The sequence below is a fragment of the Colwellia echini genome (genome assembly GCF_002843355.2).
Lineage (GTDB): Bacteria > Pseudomonadota > Gammaproteobacteria > Enterobacterales > Alteromonadaceae > Colwellia > Colwellia echini.
Map to the genome: position 1 here is coordinate 1 of NZ_PJAI02000013.1, position 18,536 is coordinate 18,536.

The 18,536-nt window shown below is 35.7% G+C and carries 14 protein-coding genes; 3 read left to right on the forward strand and 11 right to left on the reverse strand.

Features of this window, described 5'->3' with window-relative positions:
- Window positions 1-206: 206 nt before the first annotated feature.
- Window positions 207-1,811, reverse strand: a complete 1,605-nt coding sequence (locus CWS31_RS11685; protein ID WP_101344183.1) for an ABC-F family ATPase — start codon at window positions 1,809-1,811, stop codon at window positions 207-209.
- A gap of 672 nt (window positions 1,812-2,483) precedes the next feature.
- Between CWS31_RS11685 and CWS31_RS11690 the strand changes: the two genes are divergently transcribed.
- Entirely contained in the window at window positions 2,484-3,425 is a 942-nt protein-coding gene (locus tag CWS31_RS11690; RefSeq protein WP_101342518.1) for a hypothetical protein, read from the forward strand.
- Window positions 3,426-3,605: 180 nt separating this feature from the next.
- Here the strand turns inward: CWS31_RS11690 and fbaA are convergent, their stop codons facing one another.
- The 7 genes from fbaA to CWS31_RS11725 all read right to left on the reverse strand — a co-directional run bounded on the left by fbaA (window position 3,606) and on the right by CWS31_RS11725 (window position 14,059).
- Window positions 3,606-4,682: a class II fructose-bisphosphate aldolase gene (fbaA, locus tag CWS31_RS11695; protein WP_101342519.1), complete on the reverse strand. Its 1,077-nt coding sequence runs from the start codon at window positions 4,680-4,682 to the stop codon at window positions 3,606-3,608.
- Between the two features lie 38 nt (window positions 4,683-4,720).
- Window positions 4,721-5,338, reverse strand: coding sequence for a bifunctional 4-hydroxy-2-oxoglutarate aldolase/2-dehydro-3-deoxy-phosphogluconate aldolase (gene eda, locus CWS31_RS11700; protein ID WP_101342520.1), 618 nt, complete (start codon window positions 5,336-5,338; stop codon window positions 4,721-4,723).
- A gap of 19 nt (window positions 5,339-5,357) precedes the next feature.
- Window positions 5,358-6,308 carry a sugar kinase gene (locus CWS31_RS11705; protein ID WP_101342521.1) on the reverse strand — a complete coding sequence of 317 codons (951 nt, stop codon included), beginning with the start codon at window positions 6,306-6,308 and terminating at the stop codon, window positions 5,358-5,360.
- Between the two features lie 149 nt (window positions 6,309-6,457).
- Window positions 6,458-7,759, reverse strand: a complete 1,302-nt coding sequence (locus CWS31_RS11710) for an MFS transporter (protein ID WP_101342522.1) — start codon at window positions 7,757-7,759, stop codon at window positions 6,458-6,460.
- On the reverse strand, window positions 7,759-8,157 hold the full coding sequence (locus CWS31_RS11715) for a cupin domain-containing protein (protein WP_101342523.1): 399 nt from the start codon (window positions 8,155-8,157) through the stop codon (window positions 7,759-7,761). The genes CWS31_RS11710 and CWS31_RS11715 overlap by 1 nt, the downstream gene beginning before the upstream one ends.
- A gap of 157 nt (window positions 8,158-8,314) precedes the next feature.
- Window positions 8,315-10,579 carry a polysaccharide lyase 6 family protein gene (locus CWS31_RS11720; RefSeq protein ID WP_101342524.1) on the reverse strand — a complete coding sequence of 755 codons (2,265 nt, stop codon included), beginning with the start codon at window positions 10,577-10,579 and terminating at the stop codon, window positions 8,315-8,317.
- A 132-nt stretch (window positions 10,580-10,711) separates the two neighbouring features.
- Complete coding sequence (locus tag CWS31_RS11725; protein ID WP_101342525.1) at window positions 10,712-14,059, reverse strand: TonB-dependent receptor; 3,348 nt, start codon at window positions 14,057-14,059, stop codon at window positions 10,712-10,714.
- A gap of 385 nt (window positions 14,060-14,444) precedes the next feature.
- Here CWS31_RS11725 and CWS31_RS11730 point away from each other — a divergent pair, with 385 nt between their 5' ends.
- Complete coding sequence (locus CWS31_RS11730) at window positions 14,445-15,176, forward strand: FadR/GntR family transcriptional regulator (RefSeq protein ID WP_101342526.1); 732 nt, start codon at window positions 14,445-14,447, stop codon at window positions 15,174-15,176.
- A 168-nt stretch (window positions 15,177-15,344) separates the two neighbouring features.
- A complete protein-coding gene (locus CWS31_RS11735) occupies window positions 15,345-16,109 on the forward strand; it encodes a MipA/OmpV family protein (protein WP_101342527.1) in 765 nt (254 codons plus the stop codon).
- Between the two features lie 130 nt (window positions 16,110-16,239).
- On the opposite strand, the gene CWS31_RS11740 is transcribed toward CWS31_RS11735, so the two are convergent.
- From CWS31_RS11740 to CWS31_RS11750, 3 genes are all read right to left on the reverse strand, one after another.
- Window positions 16,240-17,160, reverse strand: coding sequence for a DUF6178 family protein (locus CWS31_RS11740; RefSeq protein WP_101342528.1), 921 nt, complete (start codon window positions 17,158-17,160; stop codon window positions 16,240-16,242).
- Between the two features lie 54 nt (window positions 17,161-17,214).
- Complete coding sequence (locus tag CWS31_RS11745; RefSeq protein ID WP_101342529.1) at window positions 17,215-17,862, reverse strand: hypothetical protein; 648 nt, start codon at window positions 17,860-17,862, stop codon at window positions 17,215-17,217.
- Between the two features lie 120 nt (window positions 17,863-17,982).
- A complete protein-coding gene (locus tag CWS31_RS11750; RefSeq protein ID WP_101342530.1) occupies window positions 17,983-18,444 on the reverse strand; it encodes a hypothetical protein in 462 nt (153 codons plus the stop codon).
- Window positions 18,445-18,536 lie beyond the last annotated feature (92 nt).

The window sequence follows — 18,536 nt, forward strand, 5'->3', positions numbered from 1 at the left end:
AACCTTTTAATTCTCGCTGAGTGGGAAAGAACTTAATCAATTTGGTATTATTTACATTCAAAATAAACAAAAAAGTTAAGAACATCATAAAATGAACTTAACTTTTCTCGTAATATTCACAGATTGTTATATACCTAACAACCTAGCCTCATACTCTAGGCTTAGCGGTAGTTTTATATTGCAGACTTAGCCTGTAATTCTAATAATTACGCTATTTTTTTCATTTTTTCTTGGCTATCAAGGTACTCATCTAATGTACCTTGGAAGTCGATTAGCTTTTTATCTTTAATATCAATAATACGTGTGGCTAAACTTGAAACAAATTCACGGTCATGACTTACAAAAATAAGCGTACCTTCAAAGTCTTTCAACGCATTATTTAGCGCATCAATCGCTTCAATATCCATATGGTTGGTTGGTTCATCCATTATAAGTACGTTAACATCAGCCATCATTAACATGCCAAATAATAAACGGTTCTTTTCACCACCAGAGCAGTTACGTGCTTTTTTATTAGCATCATCATCAGTAAACAACATACGACCTAGCATGCCACGTACACTTAAATCGTTGTGACAAGGTCTACGCCATTGCGACATCCAATCCATTAACGTTAAATCGTTATTAAAGAATGAGCCACTCGATTGTGGACAATAGCCAACAGAGGCATTTTCAGACCATTTAACAACACCCGCTGTTTGCTCTAATTCATTCATTAAACAACGTAATAAAGTTGTTTTACCTACACCGTTTTCACCAATAATAGCAAGCTTAGCACCCGCTTCTAATAATAAATCACCATCGCTAAATAATGTTTCGCCATCAAAGCCATGCGTCAAACCTTCAAGCTCTAACGCTTGACGATGCATTTTTTTACCTGGCGCAAAAGCAATTTTCGGGGTAATACGGCTTGATGATTTAACATCATCTAATTTAATTTTATCCATTTTCTTAGCGCGAGAACTAGCTTGTTTTGCTTTTGACGCATTAGCGCCAAAACGATTTACGAAATCTTGAAGTTCAGCAATTTCTGCTTCTTTTTTCTCATTGCCTGATAATAACTGTTCACGTAATAACGCTGATTGAGATAAATAAAACTCGTAATTACCAGGGTAAATACGTAGCTCGCCATAATCAATATCGGCCATATGGGTACAAACCGAGTTAAGAAAATGTCTATCATGCGAGATAATAATCATGGTGCATTTACGCTTATTTAATTCGCCTTCTAACCAACTAATAGTATGAATATCCAAGTTGTTGGTAGGCTCATCAAGTAATAAAATATCAGGATTAGCAAATAAAGCCTGAGCAAGTAGAACACGTAACTTCCAACCTGGGGCAACATTCGCCATTGGCCCGAAATGGAAAGACTCTTCAATACCTGCTTCAAGCAGGATTTCACCTGCACGACTTTCTGCGGTGTAGCCGTCCATTTCAGCAAATTCACTTTCTAATTCACCAGCGCGCATACCATCGGCTTCACTCATTTCAGCTTGTGCATAAATAGCGTCACGTTCTTGTTTTACTTTCCATAACGCCATATCTCCCATAATAACGGTATCGATAACGTTATGCTCTTCAAAAGCAAACTGATCTTGTCCTAAAGTACTGACTTTATTGCCTGAAGTAACAGAAACATTACCTGAGCTTGGCACAAGTTCGCCACTAAGTATCTTCATAAACGTTGATTTACCACAGCCATTTGCGCCGATCAAACCATAACGGTTGCCGTTGCCAAATTTAGCCGAAATGTTTTCAAATAACGGCTCTGCGCCAAATTGCATAGTAATGTTTGATGTAGTGATCAAAAGAGATTCCTAGTGTTGCTGATGAGATAGACAATTTTAAGGCGCGTATTATATAGTATTAAGCAGCAGAACCCCACCATCTCTTTATATTAATTGTTTGATTTTTAGTCACGAACAATGAAAAACTAAATATATTGTCATAGCACTCTGTTATGACTTACCATTTTGCGATAAAAAACGAATTTACGATTAAAATATTTACATAACCTGAGTTCGGGATAATGAAATTGTAAAGTATAAAAATATCAACTACTTGTATTCACGTATCTACAATAGTTTTAATTATTCGTAGTACAAGGCGGGAAAGCGAAGCCAATAACGGGTTATTGGGAGCTATCAAAACGCAGTAATACGGATAATTAAGGCTGTTGTAGCATTTTGCTTATCCCGTATTCAGGTTACATAGTTGATTAAATTTCACTGATGAAGTTCGGATCAAATTAAAAAACAGCATAAAAATAAGTTAATTCGTGTTATTTTATAGTAAATTAATTTTATATTTTACTTCGAATATTACTTTAGTTAAATTAGCAAATTACTACATTTAATGACATTAAAGTTATAACCTTCGAGCAATAATATTTAGCTGAATCAATAAATAAGCATAACGACTACGCAACATGAGTTATCAACAATATTTACTGTTAACATTCAGTTTTACTCGGGCATTTCATGATAAAACGATCCATTTACGCCGCGCTATTTGTTAGTAGTTTTTCTGTATTAGCTATTGCACTTACCGCTACCTATCAACTTTATAGTAGTAAGCTTTTTACCTTAGACAGTAAATTAAAAGAAGTCTCTGGTATTGAATTTGATAAAGCAGGCAACCTTTGGGCAATAAATGACGGTGACAACGGTGCCCTACTTCATCGCGTTGAAAAAGATGGTAGTGTTAGTAAATCTATTACTATTACCAACGCAAAAAATGTTGACTGGGAAGACATGACTCAAGATGATTTTGGACATTTTTTCATAGGCGACTTTGGCAATAATGACAATATAAGAAAATGGTTTACCGTCTATAAAATTGAAAACCCCATAGATATTAAAGGCACTGAAACCCAAGCCGAAATAATTAAATTTACCTTTCCAAAGCAATTAAATTATCCACCAAAAGCATCAGAAAAGAATTTTGATTTAGAAGCCTTTGTGTTTTACAAAAGAAGGTTATATTTATTCTCTAAAAATAGAACAGAGCCATTTGATGGTGATACCAACTTATATAAAATTGGCGATCATGCGGCTAACTTCCAAGCTGACTTTGTAAGTAATTTTAATACTTGTACCACTCATGCGACGTTATGTTGGATAACATCTGCTGCATTGAGCCCTGATCGTACTAAGTTAGTTTTATTGGACTCTGAGCGTTTATGGTTATTTGAAAACTGGCAAGGTGATGATTTTTTCTCTGGTGATGCTTATAAAATAGAGTTAGGTATAGTAACGCAAAAGGAGGCGGTAACGTTTTCTGATAATAATACCGTTATTTTCACTGACGAGGAGTTTAATGGTATAGGAAGAAATTCATATATGATTAAATTAGATCAAGCGGTTAAGAAAAAAGTAACCAAGCAACACATTATAAAAGAGCCGTTAGAAACAACCTCGTAAACACTTACAGGTACTTTTCTTTAGCTAGAGGGTTCATCGTTAATTATCGCTTATATAAAATCTCTTATGCATAACATCAATTCAATTAAAAAAATGCCGTTAAGCAAGCTTAACGGCATTTTTCAAATATTACTAAAATATGACTGCGATAATAACAATGTCAAAAGTGAACAGGTGAAATTAGTATCTATCGATACAGTTTAACTCTGCAAAAGACTGTTTTAAACGGGCAGACATTGATTCTTCAGCTTTGCGTAACCAAGCGCGAGGATCATAATAACTCTTATTCGGCTTATCTTCACCGTCAGGGTTACCAATTTGCCCTTGTAAATAACCTTCTTTCTCTTGATAGTAATTTAATACACCATCCCAGGTTGCCCACTGCGTATCAGTATCAATATTCATTTTAATAGTACCGTACGAGATAGCTTCTTTTATGTCTGCTGCATCTGAGCCTGAGCCACCATGAAAAACAAAATTCAACGGCTGTGCTGCTAAGCCAAACTTTTCAGCAACATGCAACTGCGAGTTTTTCAAAATTTTAGGCGTAAGCGTAACGTTACCTGGTTTATACACACCATGAACATTACCAAATGAAGCAGCAATGATAAAGTTAGGGCTGATCTTAATTAAACGCTCATAAGCATAAGCAACATCTTCAGGCTGCGTGTATAATTTTGAGCTATCAAGATGAGTATTATCTACGCCATCTTCTTCACCACCAGTACAACCTAATTCAATCTCTAATGTCATACCAATCTTACTCATGCGCTCTAAATAACGTGCACAAATATCGATATTATCTTCTAGAGTCTCTTCTGAAAGATCAATCATGTGAGAGCTATATAATGGCTCACCATGTAATTCAAAATAGGCTTCACTTTCATCAAGTAACCCATCAATCCATGGTAATAATTTCTTAGCAGCATGATCAGTGTTTAAAATAACAGGCACATCATAATACTTGGCAACACTACGTACGTAATGTGCGGCAGCCGAAGCTCCTGCTACCGAAGCCTCGATACCTGATAAGTTAGCTCCCTTACCCACAAAGAATGCAGCCCCTGAATTAGACAACTGAATAATTACAGGAGAATTAGCATTACGAGCCGCTTCTAACGTAGCATTTACCGAGCTTGTGCCAATTACATTAACAGCAGGTAAGGCAAAGTTATTACTTTTAGCGAATTCAAATAAAGCAAATACATTTTTTCCAGTGATAACACCGGTAGGTACTAAATCAGATAATTTGGTCATATTATTTTCTTATAGTAAATGATGGATTTATTAAGCGATTAATTTAATGCGTCAACACAAGCCGCTGTTATAGCAGCCCAATCTTCGTTTTGAACCCATTTTTTATCTGCAACCCAAGTACCGCCAACAGCAATAACATTAGGAAGTGATAAGAATTCTGACTTGTTTGCAGCGTTAACGCCACCAGTAGGACAGAATTTAATGGTTTGGAATACAGAAGACATTGCATTTAAAAATGGTACGCCACCTGCTAAAGAAGCTGGGAAAAGTTTAACTTCGGTATAACCGTTTTCATAAGCTAATAAAATATCAGAAGCATTAGAAACACCAGGAACAACAGGTACCGGACACTTAGCTAAGGCTTCGTATAATTTAGCTGACGTTGCTGGAGTGATAATAAAATCAGAGCCTGCTTCTAATGCTTTAGTTAAAATAGCTTCGTCAAGAATAGTACCTGCACCAACAATCATGTCTGGTAATTCTTGCTTGATAAGCTTAATAACGTCATAAGATGCAGGAGTACGTAATACTACTTCAACTAAGTTAATACCTGCAGCGCCCATTGCTTTAGCAATGTTTAAACCTTCTTCAGCAGTATTTGCTTGAATGATAGGTAAAAGAGTTTGTGTACCCATTAAAGATGAGAAAGAACTCATGATAGATCCTTATTAAATTTTAAACTGATGCCAGTTGAGCTTTGATAAACGTATCGTACTCATCTGCTGGTGCAATAGCACCTCTATGTTGTATAACGAAACCGGCTGCTTTCGATGCTAAGGTAATTGAATCATTTACAGAGTAACCTTCAGCACGAGCACCGAGGTAAACACCATTAAATGAATCACCAGCCGACGTAGTATCAACTACGTTTTCTACAGGTGTAATAGCAAAGTGAGAAACGTCTCCGTCAACCACTACCAAGATACCTTGTTCGCCATTTTTAATGATTAGTTCACTTAAATCAAACGTTTTACAATAATTATTAACTTCTTCAACGGTAGTCATACCGAATAATTGTTCAAAATCATCAACACCAGGTAGCGATAAATCTGATTTTTGTAAAGCTAATTCAAACTGTTCTTGCGCTTCTTCAGGACCTGTCCACATACGAGGACGGTAATTTGGATCAAAAACTATTTGCACACCAGCAGCTTTTAATTTATCAATTAAAGCCCAGAATGCAGTTCTTGATTGTGGCTCAATAACAGCCAAAGAAATACCTGAAAAGAAGAACATATCACCTTTTGATAATAAATTAGTTACTTCATCATCAATGTGTTGCATAACTTGACGAGCGGCAGAGTCGTTACGCCAATAAGTGAAGCTACGCTCACCTTTATCATCAAGTTGAATAGAATATAAACCGGGGATTTTTGTTTCAGACTGAAAAACAAAATCTGAACTAATATTTTCACTTTTGAAATATTCGATCATATCAAGGCTAAATTTGTCTTTACCCACGGCGGTTACTAAATGCGTATTTACTTTTGAAAAAGTGCGCTTTAGATAAACTGCGGTGTTAAAAACATCTCCAGCAAACGATTGCTTCAAAGTATTTGATGAGCCTTCTTTAGAAGCCGACATCAGTTCAATCATACATTCGCCGAATAAAAAAATGTTTTTCATTTACAAAACCTTCTTAATTTTATCTTAAATAAAAAATTGTCGATAATACGTTACCATATTATCGACTAAATTAATTCTATTTCTTAGCTATAGCGCTTAACTAGTCTAAAAATAGTATAAACACTCTACTCTTGGTTTCAAGCTTTGTTTTAGGCTTTAGGCTTAAGAGGTTCAATTTTTGGAATAAGAATCCAAACAGCAAGTATTGCTGTAACCGCTAACGAAGCACCAATAATAAAGGCTGGAGCATAGTTGCCACCTGCAGTTAAGATTGGAACTAATGCAGTTAAACCTAATGCACCTAATTTTGCAGCCATACCAGATAAACCAGATAAAGTACCAACAGCTTTCTTACCAAATAAATCACTTGGTAAAGTTTGTACGTTACCAATTGCTGTTTGGAAGCCAAATAAGATAACAGCCATGATAATTACAGCCATAGTTGGACCACCAGGATTAGCCATAGCTAATAACGCAGGTAGCATAATTAAACAGCCTAGAGTAATGGTAAGCTTACGAGTTTTATCAGTATTCCAGCCTGCTTTTAAGCGATTTTGTGCTAACAAACCACCGAACCAAGCACCAAACATAGCGCCAACATAAGGAACCCAACCGTAGATACCAATTGATTTAACATCCATTGCGTATACTTCGTTTAAGTAAATTGGAATCCAGAATACAAATAACCACCAAATTGGGTCAATTGCCGCAGAAGCAATAATTACGCCCCAGCTCTGTTTGTGCTTAAGGATTTGACCTGTGGTTGGGTTGTACTCATCTTCTTCAGATACTTCTTCAGTAGATTCAGTATTTTTTTGACCACTTAAGATGTATTCGCGTTCTTCTGCTGTAATCCAAGGATGTTTTCCTGGTGGAGCTTTTACTAAAATACACCATGGGATCAACCATAATAAACCAACAGCACCAATAACAACAAAAACCATTTGCCAGCTAAAGTATACCGTTAAGTAAGCAATTAATGGGATTGCAATAATGCCACCAATAGCAGCACCTGAGTTAAAAATACCTTGTGCTAAAGCACGTTCTTTAGTTGGGAACCAATCCGCATTACTTTTTGCAGCACCTGGCCAGTTACCCGCTTCTGCCACACCTAGAATAGCGCGGAAGATACTGAAACTTAAAACACCTTGTGCAAAAGCATGCAATGCTGTCGCAATAGACCAAACACCAATTGAAAGTACAAAGCCTAAACGTGTACCAACCCAGTCAAAAATCTTACCAAAGATTGCTTGACCAAAGGCGTAAGATAAAATGAAAACAATCGATATATTTGCATAAATTTGCTTACGCTCTAATGCTGTTTCATTTGGGAATAACTCTTCTACAATATCAGGCCATAAAACACTTAATGCCGAACGGTCAATGTAGTTAATAACGGTAGCTAATGCAATTAATGCAATAACCCACCAACGTAATCCTTTTAATTCCATTACTTAGTCTCCGCAGGTTTACTGTTAAGCTTTTCAACATCAATATTGTCGAAAACACCTTCAGGTAAGAAGTCTTCACGTGGAGGACTGAAAGTGTCGATTAAAATACCACCTGTTGGACAAGTAGCACCATGATCTGCCCATGGTTGGATTAAACAACTATCACCTGCTTTCATGATTGTTGTTACACCATCAATGTTAAAGTGAAACTCACCTTCAACTACGTAAGTTACTTGAGAATGGCGATGAGCATGATTGTAACCAATAGCACCTTTCTCAAAATAAATTTTAACAGCCATTAATTCATGATTGTAACCTAACATTTGACGTTTTAAACCGCCGCCTATATCTTCAATTTCTGCGGTGTCTACTGATGTAAAAATGTCACTCTGGCTCATAGGACTCTCCTGATAATACTTAATTAAATTTTGGGGTGTTCATTTGCAATGTATATTGCTAACCAACGTCAAATGATGGTTAGCAAAATTAATTACTCATATATTTTTAACTAATATATAAGTTAAATAAGCTAATTAGTTTGTTTAAACTATCAAGTTACTTACTATATTGGTTATTCTTCAGCTCAGCTGTATGTGGCATTGGAGCATATAACTCTACAACATCAATAACATCTGTTTGTACAAATTTGTTATCTGTAATCACAGTTACTGGCTCACCGACAGTGTGTTCAATAATGATAGGCGCTGAATTATTGAAAGTGTTTTCGGTAATTAAAACTACCTGAGCACCGTGTACAAAAACACTTGCAGAGCTCTTATTACGTTTATCTTTTGAAGAATCAATAACTTTGTTGTTAACAAATGATAAATGTGGTCCGAAAGTACTTTCATCTTTACCACCGCGGTATAAGTTAACAATACTACCACCAACGTCTTTAAAGCTATTGTTTTCAATCGTTAAATATTCGGCGTTATAAATACCTAGGTCATCTTGCTCTTTGTTTAAGCGGAAAATGTCACCAGTAATATTTTTAAATGTGTTACCTGAAACAGTAATACTATCAGCAAAAGCGCGACTACCCGAATCAAAGAAGTGGAAAGAATGATTAATGGTTAAATCTTCAATAATGCTATTTGTCATCGTAAAGCGATAGTTAACCGTCATGCCCCATTTAGCGGTTCTGATTAAAGTATTGCCTGTAGAGTCAGGGCTTTCACTACCTGAAATTGTCAAGCCATCTATATTTAAACTACCATGGTCAACTATTGCAAACAATGTAGAGCGACTAAAAGTCACTTTAGCTTGCTTTGGAATTACTGACTTAATACTTAAAGTTTTATTAATAGTGACAATTTTGTTTTCTACATAGGTACCTTCAGCTAATAATAACGTATCGCCGTCAGAAGCTTTTTCTACAGCATCAAAAATAGCATTTTCACCCGCCGTAACATTAATTGTTTTACCTGAATTAAACTCAACAATAGGTTCTTTTTTCTCGTACCAAGAAACACCGGTGTCAGCTTTCGTTGTTGGTTTTAAGTCTTTTGCAACACCAACATTTATATTACTTTCTGTTGGGTACATTAAACCATTACTTGCTTTAGCCAAGGTCATAATATCAACATTAATACCTGACTTAATTTCATTGTCTTCTAAAAGGTTAGACACATTATCAACAAATGAAATACCGCTGATATCATCAAAAACAGAGAATGGTGATTTATTATCTGCATTGAAAAATAAGTTATTACTAAACTTTGAATCTTTAGGTGCTGCTGAACGCTCAGCGTCACTACCCGCGCCTAATTGAATGTGTTCAACATTAATAAATGAGTTATTTTCAACGGTTGCATTAACAACTTGATGATAACGATTAATAGTCGAGTTAGGAACGCCATTCATGATAGTAAAACCACTACCAAAGCGATAGCCGGTTAAATCTGCTAAGTAATTATTTCTAACTACTTGATCGCGGTTGATAATACGAATACCACCGGTGTGATCAACACCGTTACCTTTAAATACATTACCTTCAACAACATTACCGTTACCGTGGCGTAGTGTTAACGTACCTCGTGATTCAAAAAAAGTATTGTTAAGCAGTTTATTTGAACCTGATTTAACCGAGATAATTTCTACTTCACCATCACAACGATCGAAGTAGTTATTTTCAACTACTGTTAGGGAGTCTGATAGTGAATAATGACTAGTACCTATACGTAAGGTTTCACCACCATTAGAGCCAAATATAGGTCTTGGGCCAAAATAGTTATGGTCAATTCTATGGTGGTTTTCACGGCTTTCTTCCGTATTTAAACGAACCGCCATGGTTACGCCTTTATTTCTTTTGCCAACTAAATGGCTGTGATCAAAACGGTTATATTTACCGAATAAACCTACCCAGTAATCTGATTCGAATCTATCTGGATTACTATAATTATCAATAACCACTTCGGTGACACGTGAGTAGTTAGCTAATTCGTCTTTGTTGGCTCTAAATGCAATGACTTCATTGCTTGGCGTATAACCATTTTTAAATACCAAACCGGATACAATAAGATGTTCACCCGCTAATCTTAAATTTGATTGCCCAGATAAGATAACCTTACCTTTGGTTTGTGCCGTCAATTGTAACGGTTTTTCTTTTGTCCCTTTACCTTTAAAAAGGATTTCAAAATCGTTCCATGTACCATCAGCAAGGATAATTTTATCGCCTGCTTCAATTTTTTTCAGTGCTGCTTGATAAGCGTCTTGGGTTTTGACCAACCAATCTTTTGCGGCAACTTGGCTTGACGCCAACAGAACAAAAACAGAAAGAATTGAGGTTTTAAAATAACGAGGAGTCTTTATTGAATACATGAATCTCTCTTTTAAATATAGTATTTAATTGAAATATTGAGTGGAAAAATAAGTGAGCTGTTTAACTGGAAATAAATAGGGCTCTCTCTACTCCTGTAATAGAGAGCCCTATATAACTTACAAAGTTATATCTTAGAACTTAGCTTTCATGCCTAAGAAGAACTTACGACCTGAGTATGAGTAATCAGATACTGTACCTGTACCACGAGTCATAACCTGAGCTTCTTCTAACAAGTTAAGCGCTTTAAGTGATACTTCGAAATGCTTGTTAAACTTGTATTTAATAGCGGCATCTAAATAATCACTATCTTCTACCCAACGGTTAGCTTTGTGAGGGAAAGGTAAGTTATTAGGTTGGAAGTAACGAGAACGGTACTTATACATTAGGCGCATTGATAAATCATCACCTTCCCAATAAATAGACCCTGAACCTACGTTTTTAGAGAAGCCCATTACGTTAGCATCTGGAGATATACCCCAGTTTGCTGGCTCTACACTATCAAAATCTGACACCGCATGGTTCCAAGCAGCTTTAAAACCTAATCCACTTAATACGCCTGGTAATTCAGTAAAATGCTGTTGGTAAGTCAATTCAAAACCGTTAATGGTTGATACTTCTTCTTTTACTTGGTTTGCACTAAAAGGAATAGAATGACTGTAAGGTCCTACCGTTGTAGTACCATCAAGATAAACACTAGTAACTTCAGGTACACGGTTTTCTGTTACTAATTCAGTGCCACCAGTAAACTTTTTCAAATAACCAGCTAATGTTACAGCTACATCTAAAGATGGGTACCATTCAAGTGATAAATCAAAGTTGTTGGCGGTATAAGGTGCCATCATATTACCTTGAGCAACACCATTTTGTAACTGATCATCATAGCTACTACATGAACTATCTTCATCACCTTCACTCGAGCTACCACAGTCACTAATAACTTGACCCGCTGACATAGCATTTAATGAAAAACGAGACATTGAACGATATGCTGCTGTTCTTAATAACCATTCATCTGACAAATGGAAAGTAAGGTTGACACTTGGTAACCATTCTGAGTAATCATCTTCTAATGATATAGGACCCGTAGTATATGCAGTTTGCCAATATGAATTTTCACTTTCATCTACATCTGGGGTAGTTGGATCATCAGTACCCATTATTTCAGTTAGAACAGCATTAGGCGCCCAAGAAGTTGATTCTGTTGCAGTATATACGTAACGTATACCCATATTACCTGTTACTGGTAAACCTGCCATTTCAGTATCGATCCAAGCCATAGCATAAACAGCGGTAATATCTTCTGTTACATCAACTAATTGACCGCTTTGTTGATCCGGATTTGGGCCTATATCGTAATAACCTATATCTGGGTCATTTGTTGCTGGGTCGTTAGCAAAACCTACGCCACCTAAATATGCACCTATAATACATTTAGAGTCAAATGTCATGAAATCAGTAGCATCGCCATCACCACCAGATGCTGCCATAAAGCCATCAAAACTATGACCATTACTACCACAATCTGCTGCTGCATTAGTCAATGTTACATGTTCAGCTGGGTAGTTTTCATCAAACTCGTTATCGCCTGAATTCCAGTTATCATCAATCGGACGACGTGAACCATCTTCAACATTAAATGCAGTTTGAATGTCAGCATAATCAGTCAGATGTTCACTTGAATAACGAATACCGGCTTCTACAGCTGAGAAGAAAGAGTTGTCATCAATAGTATATTCAGCATCAAATTTAACTGCCCAAATTTCATCTTGAGTGTCAGTACTCTCACGACCATATTCTAAATAAGCTGTACCATCAGAGCCAATGAAACTATCATAAGAACTTACATCAAATGCTGGGCCAGCGTAATCTTCATTTTGAACTAACTCACCGTTAACATTCTTGTAATAAAAATTAGCATCATCAATATTTAAGCTATCACCAAGATATAACTTAGGTACAGTTCCACGAGAATCTAACGAGTACGCTGTAGTAGAATCGTTACGGAATTTTGCTCGTTGACGTACACGAGAGCGGTAAGATTTATTATATGAAGCATCTACAGCTAACGTAAGGTTATCACTTGGTAAAAATTCAACATTTAAGCCATAGCCATCAAATTCATCTACTTGGTTACGATCTTCACCTTGTAAAGTTAATTTACCCATACCTTCTTCATAAAGAAGAGTACCTGTAGAGTCAAAAATAAGGGTGTCAGAGTTAAGTTGTTTACCACGCTCTTGTGCTAACTCCATTCGCTCTTCGGTATACTCTAAACGAGATTGCGCGTAATCAAAGTTAATGTCCCACTGATCATTAGGTACCCATTGAAAAGTACCTACAATACTTGAACGTTCATCATTATCGTCACCGGTACGCCAGTATGAATCATCAGGAATGTAGAATATTGAATTTGGATCAAATTTAGCTAAATGATCTGCACCATTCACACCATAAATATCAGGATCTGCATTTGGCCCTAAAGTAACAAGGTCTTCAGAACGGCCAGGACTTACCATAGTAGCATTGTCTGGCATGCCTGTAGCAGGATCAGTGTCGCGATCACCACAACGCTCATTATCGCCATTGGTTACTTCAAGTGGTGAACCATCGGCCGCTTTAAAACTACAAGCTGCTAGTGTTGTACTACTACCATAGTTTTCTTCAGGGTTAGCTGATTTGCTTTGTACATAACCTAAACTAAAGCCCATATCACCAAAGTTTTCTGTTTCGAAACTTTGAATGGTAGAAATGGTAAGTTTACCGCCCCATGGCGATTGGTTACCTGTATCACTATAATAATCATTATATTGTGCTTGTGCTTCAACTGAAGTTTTACTCTTACCATAATCTACAGCACGAACTGACCCAATTTCGATAGTACCTGAAGTACCACCCTCAACTAAATTAGCTTGTTGTGATTTATAAATAGTTACTTTATCAACTAAGTCAGATGGGAATTTTTTAAAGTTAACAGCACGACCTTCACCAGAGTTAGTAATAGTACGACCGTTGAAAGTTGCGTACCCCCAGTAGGAGCCAAGACCACGGATTGAAATTTCGTTTTGGCTACCTTTTAAACGGTGTCCAGAAGCGCCTGAAATGTTTTCAATAACGTCAGATAAAGATAAACCTGGTAAATCACCAAAGTCTGCAGCAGCAATAGCATCAACAATAGCGGCGTTGTTTTTCTTTTCATTTAATGAACGTGTCATTGTACCGCGCATACCTTGCACTTCAATAACTTCAACATCGCCGTATTCATTTGTTACTTCAACTTCATTAGTTTTTAATTTTTTTGCTTTTGTTTCAGCTGCAGTTGGAGCTGCAGTTTCAGCTGACGTTGAAGTTGCAACTGCTTCTTCAGCATAAGCAGTTGCATTTAATAAGGTTAAAAAAGCAGACGTAACGAGTGCTGCCTTCCCTTTATTTTTGATTGTTCTATTGGCTCTAAGAACAGAGCTAATTCTATTTAATTTCATCTTTATCTCCCCTGACTACTTTATATTTTATATTTGATATTTTGTTATTTATAATAATATGTTGATAGCCACTGTGTGCTACTTACATCAATGTAACCAATTTAGCATCAAATTGTCAATGGATTTATATTACCAATCAACATTACCAATCAAGCAATGATAGTTACCATCTTGTATTACCAATACCTTTAGTGTAACTTATAAAATTAGCGCATTATTTTTATAGGTAATAATTGTGTTTGACAAACAATAAGTATTTTTACTCTTTGTTTTAATTACCGTATAATGCACACCAAATTTGCATAGCTGTGCAAAATAATTTATTAGTTTTAAGTTTTTATAAAAATGTTTATATAACTTATATTGTTATTGTTAAGGAAAAGTTATGAGTAACCGCAGGTTGTTTTGGCGAATCGTCGAAAATATTGAAGCCTCTATCGACTCAGGCCATTACTCAACTGGAAGTAGATTACCGCCAGAAAGAGAGCTTGCTGAAACATTTGACGTAAGTAGACCAACGATTAGAGAAGCAATAATAGCTTTAGAAGTTAGAGGTAAAATAGAAGTTAAGACTGGCTCAGGCGTTTACGTTCTAGACACAGGTAACAATACTAACTCCAATGAAATTATTAACGCTTTTGAAGTTACTCAGGCAAGAGCCCTTATTGAAGGTGAAGTTGCAGCAATAGCGGCAACAACTATCAATAGAGATGAATTAAAACAGCTTAATGCAACGCTAATTGCCATGGAAAAAGGCAAGGATATTGAAGCAGCAGATGAAGAGTTTCATAAAATAATAGCTAATTCAACACGCAATGCCGCAATGATTTTATCAGTAGAAAACTTATGGCGACTACGTTCGTTAACACCTGAAATTATTGATGATTACGACAGTGTGTGTAGTAGCGACAACACTAAAACCTTAGCTGAGCATAAAGCTATTTATACTGCTTTAGAATCAGGCAATGCGACCGAAGCTAGACATGCTATGCACGGTCATTTTAATCGCTTAATTAATTCTTTATTTGATGTTGTAGAAACCAAGGCATTAGAAGAAATTAAACGTAAGAATAGTGAAAAGCGAGATTTATACTCCATTCCTTCTCTAAATAGTTAGCAATAGCCCAAAACATTATAATTCTGCTATGTTAATTCAACGAAATATTCAAACCTCTATACAACTTTATATAAACTTGTTTAGAGGTTTTATTCAAGCATACCTCATTCAAAACAAAACCTGACCTGACCTAAAATCTACCGTTAACGCTAGCATAAAGGAGTGAGTATGAAGTTTTACTCTATATTTTTACTTATAGCCTTACTCTCTTCTACCGCCTTTGCAGAACAAAATAGAGGTGATGCTCGAGAGCGAATAGAACCCAATGGATTATTGTATGGCTTTGGTTTAGGTATAGTACAAGAAATCTATAAAGGTTATGACTACAAGGTTATACCTCTACCTATTATTGGTTATCGTGGTGAAAACTTTCGTATTTTAGGTCCTTTCGTTAGTTATGATGCTTTTCAAGTTTATGATATAAAATTAAGCCTACAAGCAGCTCCTAGGTTTCAAGGATTTGATGATTCTGACAGTTATATTTTTGAAAATATGGCGCCAAGAAAGTTTTCAATGGATGCTGGCTTTGGATTGAATTATCAAAAAAGTGATTGGAAAATATCTTTTTCTGGTATGTATGACGTGCTGGGAAGATCAAATGGCTTTGAGGCAACTGCGAATCTATCTCGAGTGATACGTAGAGGGCCGTTATTTTTTGAACCTAAAGTCAGTGTAAGCTATTTAGATGCAAAAAATGTTAATTATTACTACGGCGTAAAAGCAAACGAAGTTAATCCATATACTTACCAATACCAAGGTGAATCAACAGTTAATACTGCTATTGGTATTTCAATATCAACACCAATTTTATGGGGTGGTTTTACTCAAATTGCATTTGATTATACTTGGTTTGGTGCGGGAATAAGCGATAGTCCATTAGTAGATGATGATAAAAATTTAAGCTCCCGCCTGTTGTTCAGTAAATTCTTTTAATCAACAGACCTTAGTGAACAACTCACTCGACTTAAGCTATTATAACTTAAGCCAGAGCACTGATTAACTCCCAACTTATTTTAATATTTGGGTTTCATGCTTGGGTTTAACACTCTAGTCTAAATGTAATTTAATACTCATCAGGCCTTAAGTAAGCAATATCATCTTCATCATCAGAGTGAAAGTCATAACCGCCATCGAAATCATCATTTAATTCATTAGAAATAGTAATAGGCAGCTCTAAAATTTCAGGCATAAAAAGTTCAACATCAACATGTTGGCTGATAATACCTTTAAATTCACTAAAATCTAACAATTCAATTTCTTGAAGATAGTTTTTAGTAATTAGCGACAATTGTGCTTTAAGTTGAACAATACTTGCCTCTAAATTTTCAACTAATACTTCTGATTCTGTCGTTGTTAAATAGTCGATAAGGTTTTGATATATAGAGCTAGTAAATACTTTTTTATCTGAGCCAATCATTAATAAGGCAACAGCGCTATTAAGAAAACGTTGTAATTCAAAAATTAAAACTTCTTCGTCCTCATCAATCAACAAGGTACTAGCGCAATAACTATCCGCAATGCTTTTATATACATCTAATAGTTTGGCACTTTTATATCCTGCTTTCATAAAGCTAGCATGCAAAGCACTAATATCTGAAGTGTCGTTAATACCTAAAGCATAACTATTAAGAGAAATACTCTCAAAATAGGAAGGTGATATTTTTTTTAACTGTGCGTATTTCGCCCAGCCTGCTCTGAAGCAGTAAACAATTCCTTGAGTTTTTATGATTTCTTTCGCTTGCTCACTGTCATTACCACAAAGATCTAACAAACCTAAATTGGTAATACCAAGAACAATTTCACAGCCTTTTCTGATTTGGTCTGCATAAATAATTGATAGATTATCTGATGCTATACGTAAAGACATATCAATTAATTGTTGTTTGATCTTATGGGCTAACTCTTCTGAAAAATAACCGTCGTTTTCCCCATCTTTTAATATCAACAATAAAAACGGGTGGTTTCTTAACTCTGCAATTCTCATTAATGAACCTTATTTATGTACCTATAAAGCGGTAGTTAACGCGTGTATGATATTTTATAGTGGCGCAAACATATCGTCGGTATCCATTTCAACCGAACTAACACGTTGCTTATTAGCATTTTGTTTTAATATTTTTTCAATATTGTCTAGTGCACCATTACTACTAACTGTCATTACTTCACGGTATGCCTCTTCGCTTAATGATTTTATTTTCATTAATAGCTCTTCAATACTACCCGAGGTTTGTTCTTCATCTTCTTCTATTTCTGAAAAATCATGACCAACAAAAGGCAAAGATAAATATAGTAATCCGAAGTCATCTTCAACAATAGCCTGTAAAACCTCTAATTGTTTCACGTCATCATCTGTAGAAAGAAAAATCTGTGATAATAAACTGTGTGCTTCTGTTTGCGCACAAAAAACATTATCTTCGTCCATGTTTTGCCAATAAGACGGTTCAACATTTAATAATTGCTTAATTGATTCTGCATCCATTAACCAAGTGGCAATAGAAGGAATTGTCGCATCATGCTCTCGTACTATTTTTGCTACCGTTAAAATATCCATTTCAGTTAACACCGCAAGCATTGTTTCATCGCCTTGCTCAGATGCAATAGCTTCTAATGAAGTACCTGCGCGTCTACCACTTTGTTGTGCTATTTCGATAATATCGGTAGCGAGAATTAATGCATTTTTTGTCACTGTATTTCCTTAGAAGTATGTTTTTTTAACCCAAAAAGCCTTTATATCAACTGGGCTTTTTATTGTAGAGAAATAAAAATATAAAAATTAAAAGATGGAACCAATATCTAAAAAATCAGATTAATAGTTCTCATCAAAATCTTCTGATTCATAATCATCAACTTGCTCAAAATCATCTTCTTCTGCTTTTAGTGGTGTTGCATCATAACGATTATAAAAATGAATAAGTAATATGGCTATTTTTAAGTCTTGTTCAGCTTCATTCATCATAACTGTGATACAAGCCCTTGCATCAGCATGTACACCTATAAAAGGCTTAACGTCTGCCCATTCAGGCTCATTGCTTAAATCAAGTAATGCTAGGTTTTTGCTATCTATTCTAATTTTAGTTGTGATTGCCATAGCAAGTTGATCAACCATACCACTAAATAACAAAGGACTCGCTTTTAACTGGTCAAATACGTTTTTTAAATAAATGGATAGTAATTCTGGGTTTTCAGGATCGGTTAACGAACTCATATTTTCTAAATACATAGAAAAGTCATCGGTTAAATAATCAGGTATATTTTGGTCAGTTTGCAAAATTTATTCCTAATTGGTATGTATCAATGAAAGTTTAAGTTTAAAACAAGGCTCTGTTATGCGGCTGAAGCTACAAAGTGCGGTTGCAGCTA

Coding starts and splice junctions, on each gene's coding strand:
- CWS31_RS11690 (WP_101342518.1), top strand. CDS start 2,484: ATGATAAAACGATCCATTTACGCCGCGCTATTTGTTAGTAGTTTTTCT.
- fbaA (WP_101342519.1), bottom strand. CDS start 4,682: ATGACCAAATTATCTGATTTAGTACCTACCGGTGTTATCACTGGAAAA.
- eda (WP_101342520.1), bottom strand. CDS start 5,338: ATGAGTTCTTTCTCATCTTTAATGGGTACACAAACTCTTTTACCTATC.
- CWS31_RS11705 (WP_101342521.1), bottom strand. CDS start 6,308: ATGAAAAACATTTTTTTATTCGGCGAATGTATGATTGAACTGATGTCG.
- CWS31_RS11710 (WP_101342522.1), bottom strand. CDS start 7,759: ATGGAATTAAAAGGATTACGTTGGTGGGTTATTGCATTAATTGCATTA.
- CWS31_RS11715 (WP_101342523.1), bottom strand. CDS start 8,157: ATGAGCCAGAGTGACATTTTTACATCAGTAGACACCGCAGAAATTGAA.
- CWS31_RS11720 (WP_101342524.1), bottom strand. CDS start 10,579: ATGTATTCAATAAAGACTCCTCGTTATTTTAAAACCTCAATTCTTTCT.
- CWS31_RS11725 (WP_101342525.1), bottom strand. CDS start 14,059: ATGAAATTAAATAGAATTAGCTCTGTTCTTAGAGCCAATAGAACAATC.
- CWS31_RS11730 (WP_101342526.1), top strand. CDS start 14,445: ATGAGTAACCGCAGGTTGTTTTGGCGAATCGTCGAAAATATTGAAGCC.
- CWS31_RS11735 (WP_101342527.1), top strand. CDS start 15,345: ATGAAGTTTTACTCTATATTTTTACTTATAGCCTTACTCTCTTCTACC.
- CWS31_RS11740 (WP_101342528.1), bottom strand. CDS start 17,160: ATGAGAATTGCAGAGTTAAGAAACCACCCGTTTTTATTGTTGATATTA.